The organism is Stenotrophomonas sp. Br8, from assembly GCF_014763005.1.
Lineage (GTDB): Bacteria > Pseudomonadota > Gammaproteobacteria > Xanthomonadales > Xanthomonadaceae > Stenotrophomonas > Stenotrophomonas lactitubi.
Genome location: NZ_JACGTN010000001.1, coordinates 129372 through 143637 on the forward strand (window position 1 = coordinate 129372; position 14266 = coordinate 143637).

The following is a 14266-nucleotide window of genomic DNA, read 5'->3' on the forward strand; positions in this document are numbered from 1 at the left end:
TCCGCATCTTGTTTATGTAGAGCCGAGCCCATGCTCGGCTGCTTTCCGGGTGGCCGGGCAAGCTCGACTCTACAAAAAAGCAGCCGAGCATGGGCTCGGCTCTACAGGCGGAATGCCAGTGACGGAAACGACGACGGGCCCCGAAGGGCCCGTCGCGGTACAACAATGACGCAGAAGCGCTTAGAAGCGGGCGCCGATGCCGAAGCCGACGGTCCACGGATCCATCTTCGCTTCGCCGATCTTCTCGCCCCCGACCTTCACGTCCGGACGCGAACGCATGTAGCGGGCGTCGGCACGGGCGAACCAGGTCGAGTTGATGTTCATGTCCACACCGACGGTGCCGATCACGCCCTTGGCATCCTTCAGGCGGATGTCGGAGTCGCTGCCGTCTGCCAGGGTTTCATTGCTGAAAGCCGACTGGAAGTAGCCCACGCCCACGAACGGACGGAACACGTTGTCGGCCTGGCCGAAGTGGTACTGACCGCTCAGCGCGACCGGCTGCTGCTCGACGCTGCCGAGGCGGGCATTGCCCGGGCCCTTCACCTTGTGGTCGAACTTGTCTGCCGCGCCCCACAGTTCAACGGCCCAGTTGTCGTTGATGTAGTAGCTGAAGCTGACGGTCGGTGCCGGGCCGCCATCGACCTTCTTGATGCCGTCGATCGGGTCATTCTTCGGCTGCAGCAGCGAGACGCCGCCAACCACGGCAAAATGCTTGCCGGAGGCGGTGTCGGTGCTGCTGTCCTGCGCGAAGGCAGCCGGTGCGAACGCGGCGGAGGTCAGCAGGGCGAGGCTCAGGATACGGATGGAGCGCATGGGGGAATCTCCTAATGTTTCTTGTTTTGGGCCCCCGGTTGCGGGGCGAGCACACCGTAGTCGCCCCAACATGAATCGAATCCGACGCGCGTTAAAAATTAGTTCGCATTGTTCAGCGAAGAGCGCGAAACGCTTGTTTTCATGCGGTTTCTGCCATCCAGGAATATTCATGCAGTTGGAGAAGATGTGAGCACCGCAACGTTGTGCATCGGCCTGCCTGCGCAGGTGAACACGGATTGCCGGGTGTTGCTGCTGGGTTCAATGCCCGGTATCGCGTCGTTGCAGGCACAGCATTACTACGCGCACCCACGCAATCGCTTCTGGCCATTGCTCGGCGAACTGTGCGGCTTCGATCCGTCGTTGCCGTACGCGCAGCGACTGCAGGCACTGGCAGCCAATGGGGTCGGCCTGTGGGATGTGATCGGCCGCTGCGAGCGACGCGGCAGCCTGGATGCGGACATCGTGCGTGGCACGGAAGTGGCCAATGCGCTTCCCGCACTGATCGCCGCGTTGCCTGACCTGCAGCTGATCGGCTGCAATGGCGGTGCAGCGATGCAGGCCTTCCAGCGCTGGGTGCTGCCGCTGCTGGCCGCCTCGCCAACAGTGCTGGCGCTGCCGTCCACCAGCCCGGCCAATGCAGCATGGTCGTTGCCGCGCCTGCGCCAGGCCTGGCAGCCGGTGGCCGTCGCACTGGCGACATCAAGCGGACATCGGCAGGACAATACGCTACCCACTGGAGGCGCCGGCGAGCCATGAGCAACAGCGTGTCCCGGCTGCGTGCGTACTGAAAACACCTGTAACGGTTGGCGCTGGCTCCCGCTGGCCGCACAATAGACGTTTCCCTACACCAGATTGCCGGAGTTCTCCCCATGGCCGAAATCAAGGAAGCACGTGTCCCCGATATCGGTGACTACAGCGATATCCCGGTAATCGAGGTGCTTGTTGCCGTCGGCGATACGGTGAAGAAGGACCAGGGCCTGGTCACGCTGGAAAGCGATAAAGCGACCATGGAGGTGCCGTCCTCGGTGGCCGGCGTGGTCAAGGAAATCAAGGTCAAGCTGGGCGACAGCCTGTCCGAAGGCAAGGTCGTGGCGCTGATCGAAGTGGCCGACGGCGAGGCTGCCCAGCCCGCCGCTGCTGCCGCTGCGCCGGCGCCGGCCAAGGCCGCTGCTCCGGCCGCTGCCACCCAGGCGGCTCCCGCTGCCACCCCGGCTCCGGCCGCTGCCGCCCCCGCTGCCGGCGGCGGCGCGGTTGAAGCGCTGGTGCCGGATATCGGCGACTACAGCGGCATTCCGGTCATCGAAGTGCTGGTCGCCGTGGGTGATACGGTGAAGAAGGACCAGGGCCTGGTCACGCTGGAAAGCGACAAGGCCACCATGGAAGTGCCGTCGTCGGTCGCCGGCGTGGTCAAGGAGATCAAGGTCAAGGTCGGCGACAATCTGTCGCAGGGCAACGTAGTCGCCATCATCGAAGCCGAAGGCGCTGCCGCCCCGGCCCCGAGCAAGGCCGCCGCTGCCGCCGCCCCGGCCGCCGCCGAGACGGCCACCAAGGTCGAGCCGGTCGCCGTGCCGGCACAGCCGGACAAGCTGGCCGCCCGCGAGATCGCCAGCGCCCCCTCGGCCGGCGCGCCGAGCAGTCCGCCGGTGCAGTTCAACGCCGATGGCGTGCTGCCGGCCAAGGTGCCCTACGCATCGCCGGTGGTACGCGTGTTCGCCCGTGAGCTGGGTGTCGACCTGCTGCAGGTCAGCGGCAGCGAGAAGGGCGGCCGCATCACCAAGGCCGACGTGCAGAAATTCGTCAAGGCCGCGCTCAGCGGCGGCGCTCCGGCGGCTGCCGGTGGCACCGTGGCCGCCGGCGGTGGCCTCAACCTGCTGCCGTGGCCGAAGGTCGATTTCAGCAAGTTCGGCGACGTTGAAGTGCAGCCGCTGTCGCGCATCAAGAAGATCTCCGGTGCGAACCTGGCCCGCAACTGGGCGATGATCCCGCACGTCACCCAGTTCGAGCAGGCCGACATCACCGACCTGGAAGGCCTGCGCGTGGCGCTGAACAAGGAGAACGAGAAGGCCGGCATCAAGCTGACCATGCTCGCCTTCCTGATCAAGGCCAGCGCTGCGGCGCTGAAGCAGTTCCCGGAGTTCAACGCTTCGCTGGATGCCAGCGGCGAGAACCTGACCCTGAAGAAGTACTTCAACATTGGTTTCGCGGCCGATACCCCGAACGGCCTGGTCGTTCCAGTCATCCGCGATGTCGACAAGAAGGGCGTGGTGCAGATCGCGCAGGAAACCGGCGAACTGGCCAAGAAGGCGCGCGACGGCAAGCTGGGCCCGGCCGACATGAGCGGCGGCTGCTTCTCGATCAGCTCGCTGGGCGGCATCGGCGGCACCGCGTTCACCCCGATCGTCAATGCACCGGAAGTGGCCATCCTCGGCGTCTCCAAGTCGTCCATCCAGCCGGTCTGGAACGGCAAGGAATTCGCACCGAAGCTGATGCTGCCGCTGTCGCTGAGCTACGACCACCGCGTCATCGATGGCGCCCTGGCCGCACGCTTCACCACGTACCTCTCGCAGGTGCTGGCCGACATGCGCCGCGTGCTGCTGTAAGGCACCGCTTCGCCCCCACCGTGCGGCCGCTGCCCCTGGCGCGGCCGCCTGTCGAAACGCAGTGACAGCCCGCCGGCCACGCCGGTCGGGCACGAGGAAAACCCACCATGGCCACGATTGAAATCAAGGTTCCCGACATCGGCGATTACAGCGATGTACCGGTGATCGAAGTGCTGGTCGCCGTTGGCGATACGGTGAAGAAAGACCAGGGTCTGGTGACCCTGGAGTCGGACAAGGCCACCCTGGAAGTGCCGTCCTCGGCTGCCGGCGTGGTCAAGGAAATCAAGGTCAAGCTGGGCGACAGCCTGTCCGAAGGCGCGGTCGTCGTGCTGCTGGAGACCGAGGGCGCCGCTGAAGCGCCGGCCAAGGCTGCTGCGCCGGCCCCGGCTGCAGCCGCTCCGGCCAGCAAGCCGCCGGTGACCCCGTCGCACCGCGCCCCGGCCGAGCCGGCACCACCGAAGCCGGCGCTGGCCAGTGGCAAGGCCGCCGACATCGAATGCGAAATGGTCGTGCTGGGCTCGGGCCCGGGCGGCTACACCGCCGCCTTCCGTGCCGCCGACGTCGGCCTGGATACGGTGCTGGTCGAGCGCTATGCCAGCCTCGGCGGCGTCTGCCTCAACGTGGGCTGCATTCCGTCCAAGGCACTGCTGCATGCCGCAGCGGTGATCGACGAAGTCGCCCACGCCGGTGATTTCGGCGTCGAGTTCGGCAAGCCGACCATCACCCTGGACAAGCTGCGCCAGTACAAGGAAAAGGTCGTCAACCAGCTGACCAAGGGCCTGGCCGGCATGGCCAAGCAGCGCAAGGTCCGCAACGTGCAGGGCGTGGGCAAATTCGTGTCGGCCAACGAACTGCTGATCACGGCTGAAGACGGCAGCACCCAGCTGCTGCGCTTCCAGAAGTGCATCATCGCCGCCGGTTCGCAGGCGGTGAAGCTGCCGAACTTCCCGTGGGACGACAAGCGCGTGATGGACTCCACCGACGCTCTGGAACTGGCTGAAGTGCCGGGTTCGCTGCTGGTCGTCGGTGGCGGCATCATCGGCCTGGAAATGGCCACCGTGTACGGTGCGCTGGGCAGCAAGGTGACCGTGGTCGAGTTCATGGACCAGCTGATGCCGGGCGCCGACAAGGACCTGGTCAAGCCGCTGGCCGACCGCCTGAAGAAGCAGGGCATCGAGGTTCACCTGAAGACCAAGGCCTCCGGCGTCACCGCCGATGCCAAGGGCATCACCGTGACCTTCGAAGCCGCCGAGGAAGGCCAGACGCCGGTATTGGCGCAGGGCACCTTCGACCGCGTGCTGGTGGCCGTGGGCCGCTCGCCGAACGGCAAGAAGATCGACGCGGACAAGGCCGGCGTGCAGGTCACCGACCGCGGCTTCATTCCGGTCGACCGGCAGATGCGCACCAACGTGCCGCACATCTTTGCCATCGGCGATATCGTCGGCAACCCGATGCTGGCCCACAAGGCCACGCATGAGGGCAAGCTGGCGGCCGAAGTGGCTGCCGGCCACAAGAAGGAGTGGGTGGCCCGTGTGATTCCGTCGGTGGCCTACACCAACCCGGAAATCGCCTGGGTCGGCGTGACCGAGACCGAAGCCAAGGCCAAGGGCCTGAAGGTCGGCGTGGCCAAGTTCCCGTGGGCCGCCAGCGGCCGCGCGATCGGCATCGGTCGCACCGAGGGCTTCACCAAGCTGATCTTCGACGAAGACAGCCATCGCATCATCGGTGGTGCCATCGTCGGTGTGCATGCTGGTGATCTGCTGGCCGAGATCGGCCTGGCAATCGAAATGGGTGCCGAAGCCGAAGATATCGGCCACACCATCCACGCGCACCCGACGCTGAGCGAATCGGTGGCGATGGCCTCGGAAATCTACGACGGCACGATCACCGATCTGTACATGCCGAAGAAGAAATAAGGCGCCCGCGCCTTTCCGAACAAAAACCCCGGCATCTGTCGGGGTTTTTTGTTGGGCTTCGATCAAACTCATTGCGAGCGGTGGGGCCGCTGCACGGGCGGCAGGCATTTCGACAAATGTCCCCCGTCGCCCGCCTGTGGCGGTCGCCTCCTCCTTTACTTTGTCGAAACGCCTGCCGCCCGCGCAGCGGCTCGGCTTGCGGACAGTCGAGAGCCAGTGCCAAAGCCGCCCGGGTGTCTGACACGCGGAGGGAGAGGGGGCTGGGTGCGAAGTAAAGGAGGAGGTGACGGCCGCAGGCCGGCGCCGGGGGACATTCGCACGCAGCCCCCTCTCCCTCCAGCGCTCGACCATCCTGCTCTTGCCCCTGCACGGAACAACAGCACAAAAAACGCGGCCCCCGATGTTCCGGAGGCCGCGCCAGGAGAGAGCGTTGTGGAAGAGGCGTAGGGCTTAGAAGGTGACGCTGATACCGGCCACCGGGCCCTTGAATTCCTGCTTCAGGCCGATGGTGCCGTCGCTGCCCTTCTTGTCCGCGTCCAGCTTGAACCAGTCGTAGCCGGCGAACACGCCGAAGTTGTCGGTGAAGCGGTAATCGACGATCGCGTTGGCGCGGCTGAGGTCACCCTTGTAGTCGCCGAAGCTGCCCCAGCGCGTGTTGAGGTACTGGCCCTGCAGCGTGATCATCCACTTTTCGGACGGGGTGAAGCTCAGGCGTGCACCGACCACCGGCGCAACACCGTCGGTCTTCTCGTCCAGGAACTGGCCTTCGTACACCGTGCCCAGGTCGGCGTAGCCCTTGGTGCTGACCTTCGCGTACTCGGCACCCAGCTGCAGGCCGAGGTCGAACTTCTCGGTGTCCACCACCGAGTAGTCATACACCAGGCTGGCCACCTGATACTTCAGCTCGGCCTTGACGAAGCTGTCGGCCGGCACGTTGACGTTGCCGAAGGAAATATCCTGGCCGAGCGTCTCGCGGCGGTCCTTGTCGTACTTGAAGTAGTTGAACAGCAGGCGCTGGCGGTTGCTGATGCGGAACATGCCGTCGATACGCGGCTCCCATTCCTTGCCACCCAGCTTGAAGTCCTCGGAGAAGCCGATGTCCTGGCCGGCGACATTGGTATTGCCGCGCAGGGTATTGTCCGAGTCGATGTTCATCGCACCCAGGCGCAGGGCGAAGCGGTCATCGCCTTCGGCGGCATGGGCGGCGGAGGCGAACGACGCGCCGGCGGCGAGAAGCGAGAGGGCAAGCAGGGTGGGGACGGAGCGCATCGAAAGAGTCCTTGCAGTGGTTCATCGGAATGAAGGCCACTTTGCCGGACGTCGCTGTCCACCATTCGTGAAAGTATGGTCCACGCGGTGTGGACGGTTCAGCGCTGTCGCTGCCGTGCGAAAAAGATGGCCCCGGAGCGGCGCTTCGGGGCCATCATGGGGACCTGCAGGCGAAGCGTCGACGAGGTAGCTGCAGGCAGGTCGCAGGATCGGACCATGGCCGTCGGCGGAAAGTTCCGTCGCCTGCGACCAAAGTTGAATACGTTGCGGCGCAACATCGCGCAGATGTCATTGTCCCCGTGGTGGGCTGCAGAACCGCAGCCCTTACCGCAACTTGCGCTGTTCCGATATGAACAGGGACCGGTTGTCTCGCAAATTGTCCCATTGCTATAATTTGGCGGCTCGATGAGGCCCCCCTGCTGTAGTCGCCTCAGCCATCCACTTGTAACCACGCGGGACGTCCTGTGCTGAACTCCGTAGAAACGGGTCGGCGACTGATGCTGCGCGCCGCGGTCTACCCGCTGGCCGCAGTGGCTGTCCTGGCTCTGGCCTTCCTGCTGGTAGGGCCGAAATATGCCCTTGGTGCCCTGGCATCCGGTGTGGCGGTTTCGGCCGGTGGTTGGGTGGCGGCACGGATGGCATTGGGTGGTGGTGCGCTGGGGGCCGGTTCGGCCATGGCGCGCCTGATCGTTGCGATCGTGGCCAAGTGGGCGCTCGTTTTTGGTGTCCTGATGGTGGGGTTCCTGGTCTTCAAGCTGCCTGCATTGGCGCTGTTGGCCGGTATCGCCGTCGGGCTGATGTTCCAGGTCCTGGCCATGGCCAGGCGCTAATCGAATTCATTTAACTTAAGGTTCCGGACACATGGCAGGCGAGGCGCTTACACCCACCTCCTACATCCAGCATCACCTGCACAATCTGACGGCAGGTCATGGCTCTCCGTGGGCAATCCACGTGGACACGCTGGTGACCTCGCTGCTGATGGGCCTGGTGATGGTCGTCGCCTTCTGGCTCGGCACCCGCAAGGCCACCTCCGGCGTGCCGGGCAAGTGGCAGGCGTTCGTCGAGATCTGCCTGGAGTTCGTTGACCGCCAGGCCAAGGACACCTACCACGGCACCAGCAAGCTGGTGACCCCGATCGCGATCACGATCTTCTTCTGGATCCTCCTGATGAACCTCATCAAGATGATCCCGGCCGACTTCATCGCCAAGCCGCTCGAACTGATGGGCGTGCCGTACTGGAAGCCGGTCCCCACCGCTGACGTCAATGCCACCCTGGGCATGTCGATCAGCGTGTTCTTCCTGATGCTGTTCTTCGCGCTGCGCGCCAAGGGCTTTGGCGGTTTCGCCAAGGAATTCCTGACCGCACCGTTTGGCAAGTGGATGATGCCGTTCAACCTGATCCTGAACATCGTCGAGTGGCTGAGCAAGCCGATCTCGCTGGCGATGCGACTGTTCGGCAACATGTTCGGCGGTGAAATCGTGTTCCTGCTGATCTGGGTGCTGGGCGGTGCAGGTATCGCCGGCATGTTTGCAGGCGCGTTCGCCGGCTTCGGCTGGATGCTGTTCCACCTTCTGGTGATTCCGCTGCAGGCCTTCATCTTCATGATGCTGTCCATCGTGTACCTGAGCCTGTCGGAAGACGCTCACTGAGTTTCGCTTCACCCTTCATCCGTTTGTTTCTAAACCCTTAGCAATCAAGTTCCTGGAGAAAACCATGTACTTCGCCGTCCTGACCAATCTCGCCCAAGTTCAGAGCTCCACCGTCCTCGCCGTCGGCATCATGATCGGCCTGGCCGCGCTGGGCGCCGGTCTGGGTCTGGCCATCATGGCCGGTAAGTTCCTGGAGTCGGCCGCGCGCCAGCCGGAACTGATCCCGGTCCTGCAGGTCCGCATGTTCATCACCGCCGGCCTGATCGACGCCGCCTTCATCATCTCGGTCGCCGTGGGCCTGCTGTTCGCCTTCGCCAACCCGATGGTCGGCGAGTTCGTCTCGCGCCTGCCGGCAATCGCTGGCTGATCCAGCGAAAGCGAAACGACCGGGCGCCGCAGGCGCCTGGTCGCGGATGAAGGTTCGGAGGCGCCGCCCATGTGGCGGCGCGTCCATCCCGTCACAACCGACTGAGCGAACCCCATGGATATCGGTTTTACCCTCATCGCCCAGGCCCTGGCCTTTGCCGCCCTGATCTGGCTCATCGCGACCAAGATCTGGCCGCCGCTGATGAACGCGATCGAAGAGCGCCAGCAGAAGATCGCTGAAGGCCTCGCTGCTGCCGACCGCAGCCAGAAAGATCTGGCCCAGGCGCAGGACAAGGTCAATGAAGCGCTGAAGGAAGCCCGCACCAAGGCCAACGAGATCATCGACCAGGCCCACGCGCGTGCCAACCAGATCGTCGACGCGGCCCGCAACGAAGCTGTTGCCGAAGCCACCCGTCAGAAGGACCTGGCCCAGGCCGAAATCGACGCCGCCGCCAACCGTGCCCGTGAAGATCTGCGCAAGCAGGTGTCCGCGCTGGCCGTGACCGGTGCCGAAAAGCTGCTCAAGCGCGAAATCGACGCCAACGCCCACAAGGCGCTGCTCGACGAGCTGGCCTCGGAGATTTAAGGATGAGCCAGGCCCTCACGCTTGCCCGCCCGTACGCCCGCGCCGCCTTCGCGACCGCGCGTGACGAAGGCGCGTTCGCGCCGTGGTCGGACGCTTTGGCGTTCTCCGCCCACGTCGCCGCCGACCCGCGCGTGGCGGCCCTGCTCGCCAACCCGGAGCTGGGTCGCGATGACGCCGTCGCCCTGCTGGCGCCGGAGTCCCGCGGCGAGACCTACTCGCGCTTCCTGGCTGTGCTTGCCGAATCGCATCGTCTGCCGCTGCTGCCGGAAATCGCTGGCATGTTCGACGCGCTGCGCGCCGAGGCCGAGCACGTGGTCAAGGCCACGGTGACCTCCGCGGCCGAGCTGTCGGTTGCCGAGCTGGACGCGATCAAGGCCGCGCTGCGCAAGCGCTTCAACCGCGAGGTCGAAGTGGCCACCGCGGTCGACGCCTCGCTGATCGGCGGCGCTGTGATCGACGCCGGCGACGTGGTCATCGATGGTTCGCTGAAGGGCAAGCTGGCCCGTCTGCAGACCGCGCTCGCTAACTGAATTCATTTAACGTCCGGCCCCGCTGCCGGCACTAGGACTTGACGATGGCAACCACGCTCAACCCCTCCGAAATCAGCGAACTGATCAAGAACCGCATCGAGAAGGTCAAGCTGGCCGCGGAATCGCGCAACGAAGGCACCGTGACCAGCGTGTCCGACGGCATCGTGCGCATCTTCGGTCTGGCCGACGTGATGCAGGGCGAAATGATCGAACTGCCGAACAACACCTTCGCCCTGGCCCTGAACCTGGAGCGCGACTCGGTCGGCGCCGTGGTCCTGGGTGGCTACGAGAAAGTGCGCGAAGGTGACGTCGCCAAGACCACCGGCCGCATCCTGGAAGTGCCGGTCGGTCCGGAACTGCTGGGCCGCGTCGTCAACGCACTCGGCGAGCCGATCGACGGCAAGGGCCCGCTGGGCACCGACCTGACCGCTCCGGTGGAGCGCGTTGCGCCGGGCGTGATCTGGCGCAAGTCGGTCGACCAGCCGGTGCAGACCGGTTACAAGTCGGTCGACTCGATGATCCCGATCGGCCGTGGCCAGCGCGAGCTGGTCATCGGTGACCGCCAGACCGGCAAGACCGCGCTGGCCATCGATGCGGTGATCAACCAGAAGGGCACCGGCATCAAGTGCGTGTACGTAGCGATCGGCCAGAAGGCCTCGACCGTTGCCAACATCGTGCGCAAGCTGGAAGAGAACGGCGCCCTGGCGCACACCATCGTGGTGGCTGCCACCGCGTCCGAATCGGCCGCGATGCAGTACATCAGCGCCTACTCGGGCTGCACCATGGGCGAGTACTTCATGGACCGCGGCGAAGACGCGCTGATCGTGTACGACGATCTGTCCAAGCAGGCCGTGGCCTACCGCCAGATCTCGCTGCTGCTGAAGCGCCCGCCGGGCCGTGAAGCCTACCCGGGTGACGTGTTCTACCTGCACTCCCGTCTGCTCGAGCGCGCTGCCCGCGTGTCCGAGGAATATGTCGAGAAGTTCACCGAAGGCAAGGTCACCGGCAAGACCGGTTCGCTGACCGCGCTGCCGATCATCGAAACCCAGGCCGGCGACGTCTCCGCGTTCGTTCCGACCAACGTGATCTCGATCACCGACGGCCAGATCTTCCTGGAAACCGATCTGTTCAACGCCGGCATCCGCCCGGCCGTGAACGCCGGTATCTCGGTGTCGCGCGTCGGTGGTTCGGCGCAGACCAAGATCATCAAGAAGCTGTCCGGCGGCATTCGTATCTCGCTGGCCCAGTACCGCGAGCTGGCTGCGTTCGCGCAGTTCGCTTCGGATCTGGACGAAGCCACCCGCAAGCAGCTGGAGCGCGGCCAGCGCGTCACCGAGCTGATGAAGCAGAAGCAGTACGCACCGATGTCGATCGCCAACCAGGCGCTGTCGATCTACGCCGTCAACGAGGGTTACCTCGACGACGTGCCGGTCAGCAAGCTGCTGGCGTTCGAAGAAGGCCTGCACGCGCACTTCGCCAACACCCAGGGCGAACTGATCGGCAAGGTCAACGCCACCGGCGGTTGGGACAACGACATCGAAGGTGCCTTCAAGAAGGGCATCGTCGAGTTCAAGACCACCGGCAGCTGGTAATCGAGGTCCTGTAGAGCGGAGCGATGCTCCGCTGGACCAGACGATCAAACGGTTGAACAACGCGGGGCCCAGGCCCCGCGCCACGGGAATAAAAGATGGCAAGCGGACGCGAAATCAAAACCAAGATCAAGAGCGTGCAGAACACCCGCAAGGTGACGCGCGCCCTGGAAATGGTCTCGGCCTCCAAGATCCGCAAGGCGCAGGATCGGATGAAGACCTCGCGTCCGTACGCGCAGGCGATGAAGCAGGTGATCGGCCACCTGGCGCAGGCCAGCACCGACTACCAGCATCCGTTCCTGGTCGAGCGTGAGCAGGTCAAGCGGGTCGGTTTCATCGTGATCTCCTCCGATCGCGGTCTGGCCGGCGGCCTCAACAACAACCTGTTCCGCAAGATGCTTGGCGAAGCCAAGGCCTGGCAGGACAAGGGCGCCGAAGTGGACCTGGTGACCATCGGCCAGAAGGCATCGACCTTCTTCCGCCGGGTCAAGGTGAACATGGTCGGCACGGTGACCCACATCGGCGACACGCCGAAGCTGGAATCGCTGATCGGTGTGATCAAGGTCATGCTCGACGCCTTCACCGAAGGCAAGGTCGACCGCGTGTATCTGGTCTACAACCGCTTCGTCAACACGATGGTGCAGAAGGCCAGCTTCGATCAGCTGCTGCCGCTGCCGGCCGCCGAGAAGCAGGTTGCGCACCACGACTGGGACTACCTGTACGAACCCGATGCCGCGACCGTGCTCGAGCACGTGATGACGCGTTACATCGAGTCGCTGGTGTACCAGGCGCTGCTGGAAAACGTCGCTTCCGAGCATGCCGCGCGCATGGTGGCGATGAAGTCGGCCAGTGACAACGCCAACAAGCTGATCGGAACCCTGCAGCTGGTCTACAACAAGGCCCGCCAGGCAGCGATCACCCAGGAAATCTCCGAAATCGTCGGCGGCGCGGCAGCAGTCTGACCGCGTTCGTTAAAAGCACACATTTAGAGGATGCAGCAATGAGTCAGGGCAAGATCGTTCAGATCATCGGCGCCGTCGTCGACGTCGAATTCCCCCGCGAGTCGGTGCCGAAGGTGTACCACGCGCTGAAGGTGGACAACACCGAAATCACCCTGGAAGTGCAGCAGCAGCTCGGTGACGGCGTGGTCCGCTGCATCGCGCTGGGCTCCACCGATGGCCTGAAGCGCAACCTGGTGGCCACCAACACCGAGCGCGGCATCTCCGTGCCGGTCGGCGCTGGCACCCTGGGCCGCATCATGGACGTGCTCGGCCGTCCGATCGACGAAGCCGGTCCGGTCGCCGCCAGCGACACCTGGGAAATCCACCGCGCTGCTCCGTCGTACGAAGACCAGTCCCCGGCCACCGAGCTGCTGGAAACCGGCATCAAGGTCATCGACCTGATGTGCCCGTTCGCCAAGGGCGGCAAGGTCGGCCTGTTCGGCGGCGCCGGCGTCGGCAAGACCGTCAACATGATGGAACTGATCAACAACATCGCCAAGGCGCACAGCGGTCTGTCCGTGTTCGCCGGCGTGGGTGAGCGTACCCGTGAGGGCAACGACTTCTACCACGAGATGAAGGACTCCAACGTCCTGGACAAGGTCGCGATGGTGTACGGCCAGATGAACGAGCCGCCGGGCAACCGTCTGCGCGTCGCCCTGACCGGCCTGACCATGGCCGAGTACTTCCGCGACGAGAAGGACGAGAACGGCAAGGGCAAGGACGTGCTGCTGTTCGTCGACAACATCTACCGCTACACCCTGGCCGGTACCGAAGTGTCGGCACTGCTGGGTCGTATGCCGTCGGCCGTGGGTTACCAGCCGACCCTGGCCGAGGAAATGGGCGTCCTGCAGGAGCGCATCACCTCGACCAAGAATGGTTCGATCACCTCGATCCAGGCCGTCTACGTGCCGGCCGATGACTTGACCGATCCGTCGCCGGCGACCACCTTCGCCCACCTTGACTCGACCGTGACCCTGTCGCGTTCGATCGCTTCGCTGGGTATCTACCCGGCGGTCGATCCGCTGGATTCCACCAGCCGCCAGATGGACCCGCTGGTCATCGGCCACGAGCACTACGACACCGCCCAGCGCGTCCAGCAGACCCTGCAGAAGTACAAGGAACTGAAGGACATCATCGCCATCCTGGGCATGGACGAACTGTCCGAAGAAGACAAGCAGGCCGTGTCGCGCGCCCGCAAGATCGAGCGCTTCTTCAGCCAGCCGTTCCACGTGGCCGAAGTGTTCACCGGCTCGCCGGGCAAGTACGTGTCGCTGAAGGACACCATCCGTGGCTTCAAGGCCATCGTCGATGGCGAGTACGACCACCTGCCGGAGCAGGCGTTCTACATGGTCGGCAGCATCGAAGAAGCGGTCGAGAAGGCCAAGAAGATGGCCGAGAAGGCCTGATGCGGCAGGGACGGGCACACGCCCGTCCCGACCGTGACACGGGGTGGGCCTGCGCCCACCGCTGCGGAATCCCTGCGGTGGGTTCGACCCGCCCCCTAGCGAAGAGAGTTACATGAGCACCATCCGTTGCGACATCGTCAGCGCCGAGCAGGAAATCTTCCGTGGCGAAGCGACCCTGGTCGTGGCCACCGGTGAGCTGGGCGAACTGGGCATCGCGCCCAAGCACGCACCGCTGATCACCCGCCTGAAGCCGGGCAAGGTGGTAGTGACCACGCCGAGCGGCGAGCAGCTGGATTTCGCCATTTCCGGCGGCATCCTGGAAGTGCAGCCGCAGGTGGTGACCGTGCTGGCCGACACCGCGATCCGCGCACAGGACATCGACGAAGCCTCGGTCCGCAAGGCCAAGGAAGAAGCCGAGCGCATCCTGGCCAACCGTGGCGAAGCGATGGAAGTGGCCGAAGCCCAGCAGAAGCTGGCCGAAGCCGTTGTCCAGCTGCAGGCGCTGGAGCGCCTGCGCAAGACCCTCAAGCACTGAACCGT

At 64.7% G+C, this 14266-nt stretch carries 14 protein-coding genes; 12 read left to right on the top strand and 2 right to left on the bottom strand.

What is annotated here, in order from left to right; translation table 11 throughout:
• Positions 1–180: 180 nt before the first annotated feature.
• Positions 181–813: an OmpW family outer membrane protein gene (locus H3005_RS00630; protein WP_165378166.1), complete on the bottom strand. Its 633-nt coding sequence runs from the start codon at positions 811–813 to the stop codon at positions 181–183.
• 186 nt (positions 814–999) lie between these two features.
• On the opposite strand from H3005_RS00630, the gene H3005_RS00635 reads away from it, so the two are divergent.
• From H3005_RS00635 to lpdA, 3 genes are all read left to right on the top strand, one after another.
• Positions 1000–1569 carry a DNA-deoxyinosine glycosylase gene (locus H3005_RS00635; protein WP_191077395.1) on the top strand — a complete coding sequence of 190 codons (570 nt, stop codon included), beginning with the start codon at positions 1000–1002 and terminating at the stop codon, positions 1567–1569.
• A 113-nt stretch (positions 1570–1682) separates the two neighbouring features.
• Complete coding sequence (gene aceF / locus H3005_RS00640; protein WP_191077396.1) at positions 1683–3413, top strand: dihydrolipoyllysine-residue acetyltransferase; 1731 nt, start codon at positions 1683–1685, stop codon at positions 3411–3413.
• 107 nt (positions 3414–3520) lie between these two features.
• Positions 3521–5329: a dihydrolipoyl dehydrogenase gene (gene lpdA / locus H3005_RS00645; RefSeq protein WP_191077397.1), complete on the top strand. Its 1809-nt coding sequence runs from the start codon at positions 3521–3523 to the stop codon at positions 5327–5329.
• Positions 5330–5779: 450 nt separating this feature from the next.
• Here the strand turns inward: lpdA and H3005_RS00650 are convergent, their stop codons facing one another.
• Positions 5780–6598 carry a hypothetical protein gene (locus H3005_RS00650; protein WP_191077398.1) on the bottom strand — a complete coding sequence of 273 codons (819 nt, stop codon included), beginning with the start codon at positions 6596–6598 and terminating at the stop codon, positions 5780–5782.
• A 497-nt stretch (positions 6599–7095) separates the two neighbouring features.
• Between H3005_RS00650 and H3005_RS00655 the strand changes: the two genes are divergently transcribed.
• The 9 genes from H3005_RS00655 (at position 7096) to H3005_RS00695 (ending at position 14261) form a co-directional block, all read left to right on the top strand.
• Positions 7096–7428: a hypothetical protein gene (locus H3005_RS00655; RefSeq protein WP_032952006.1), complete on the top strand. Its 333-nt coding sequence runs from the start codon at positions 7096–7098 to the stop codon at positions 7426–7428.
• A 31-nt stretch (positions 7429–7459) separates the two neighbouring features.
• Positions 7460–8248 carry a F0F1 ATP synthase subunit A gene (atpB, locus tag H3005_RS00660; RefSeq protein ID WP_089237055.1) on the top strand — a complete coding sequence of 263 codons (789 nt, stop codon included), beginning with the start codon at positions 7460–7462 and terminating at the stop codon, positions 8246–8248.
• 64 nt (positions 8249–8312) lie between these two features.
• Positions 8313–8615, top strand: coding sequence for a F0F1 ATP synthase subunit C (gene atpE, locus H3005_RS00665; protein WP_089237053.1), 303 nt, complete (start codon positions 8313–8315; stop codon positions 8613–8615).
• Positions 8616–8729: 114 nt separating this feature from the next.
• Entirely contained in the window at positions 8730–9200 is a 471-nt protein-coding gene (locus H3005_RS00670; protein WP_025877365.1) for a F0F1 ATP synthase subunit B, read from the top strand.
• Positions 9201–9202: 2 nt separating this feature from the next.
• The gene (locus H3005_RS00675) at positions 9203–9730 is read left to right on the top strand and encodes a F0F1 ATP synthase subunit delta (protein ID WP_089237051.1); all 528 of its coding nucleotides are present in this window, start codon (positions 9203–9205) and stop codon (positions 9728–9730) included.
• Between the two features lie 44 nt (positions 9731–9774).
• Positions 9775–11322 carry a F0F1 ATP synthase subunit alpha gene (atpA, locus tag H3005_RS00680; protein ID WP_089237049.1) on the top strand — a complete coding sequence of 516 codons (1548 nt, stop codon included), beginning with the start codon at positions 9775–9777 and terminating at the stop codon, positions 11320–11322.
• 95 nt (positions 11323–11417) lie between these two features.
• Complete coding sequence (gene atpG / locus H3005_RS00685) at positions 11418–12281, top strand: F0F1 ATP synthase subunit gamma (protein WP_089237047.1); 864 nt, start codon at positions 11418–11420, stop codon at positions 12279–12281.
• 38 nt (positions 12282–12319) lie between these two features.
• On the top strand, positions 12320–13726 hold the full coding sequence (gene atpD / locus H3005_RS00690; RefSeq protein WP_089237045.1) for a F0F1 ATP synthase subunit beta: 1407 nt from the start codon (positions 12320–12322) through the stop codon (positions 13724–13726).
• A 112-nt stretch (positions 13727–13838) separates the two neighbouring features.
• Positions 13839–14261 carry a F0F1 ATP synthase subunit epsilon gene (locus H3005_RS00695; protein WP_025877355.1) on the top strand — a complete coding sequence of 141 codons (423 nt, stop codon included), beginning with the start codon at positions 13839–13841 and terminating at the stop codon, positions 14259–14261.
• Positions 14262–14266 lie beyond the last annotated feature (5 nt).

Coding starts and splice junctions, on each gene's coding strand:
- H3005_RS00670 (WP_025877365.1), top strand. CDS start 8,730: ATGGATATCGGTTTTACCCTCATCGCCCAGGCCCTGGCCTTTGCCGCC.
- atpB (WP_089237055.1), top strand. CDS start 7,460: ATGGCAGGCGAGGCGCTTACACCCACCTCCTACATCCAGCATCACCTG.
- H3005_RS00650 (WP_191077398.1), bottom strand. CDS start 6,598: ATGCGCTCCGTCCCCACCCTGCTTGCCCTCTCGCTTCTCGCCGCCGGC.
- atpD (WP_089237045.1), top strand. CDS start 12,320: ATGAGTCAGGGCAAGATCGTTCAGATCATCGGCGCCGTCGTCGACGTC.
- atpA (WP_089237049.1), top strand. CDS start 9,775: ATGGCAACCACGCTCAACCCCTCCGAAATCAGCGAACTGATCAAGAAC.
- H3005_RS00630 (WP_165378166.1), bottom strand. CDS start 813: ATGCGCTCCATCCGTATCCTGAGCCTCGCCCTGCTGACCTCCGCCGCG.
- H3005_RS00655 (WP_032952006.1), top strand. CDS start 7,096: ATGCTGCGCGCCGCGGTCTACCCGCTGGCCGCAGTGGCTGTCCTGGCT.
- lpdA (WP_191077397.1), top strand. CDS start 3,521: ATGGCCACGATTGAAATCAAGGTTCCCGACATCGGCGATTACAGCGAT.
- H3005_RS00695 (WP_025877355.1), top strand. CDS start 13,839: ATGAGCACCATCCGTTGCGACATCGTCAGCGCCGAGCAGGAAATCTTC.
- aceF (WP_191077396.1), top strand. CDS start 1,683: ATGGCCGAAATCAAGGAAGCACGTGTCCCCGATATCGGTGACTACAGC.
- H3005_RS00675 (WP_089237051.1), top strand. CDS start 9,203: ATGAGCCAGGCCCTCACGCTTGCCCGCCCGTACGCCCGCGCCGCCTTC.
- atpE (WP_089237053.1), top strand. CDS start 8,313: ATGTACTTCGCCGTCCTGACCAATCTCGCCCAAGTTCAGAGCTCCACC.
- atpG (WP_089237047.1), top strand. CDS start 11,418: ATGGCAAGCGGACGCGAAATCAAAACCAAGATCAAGAGCGTGCAGAAC.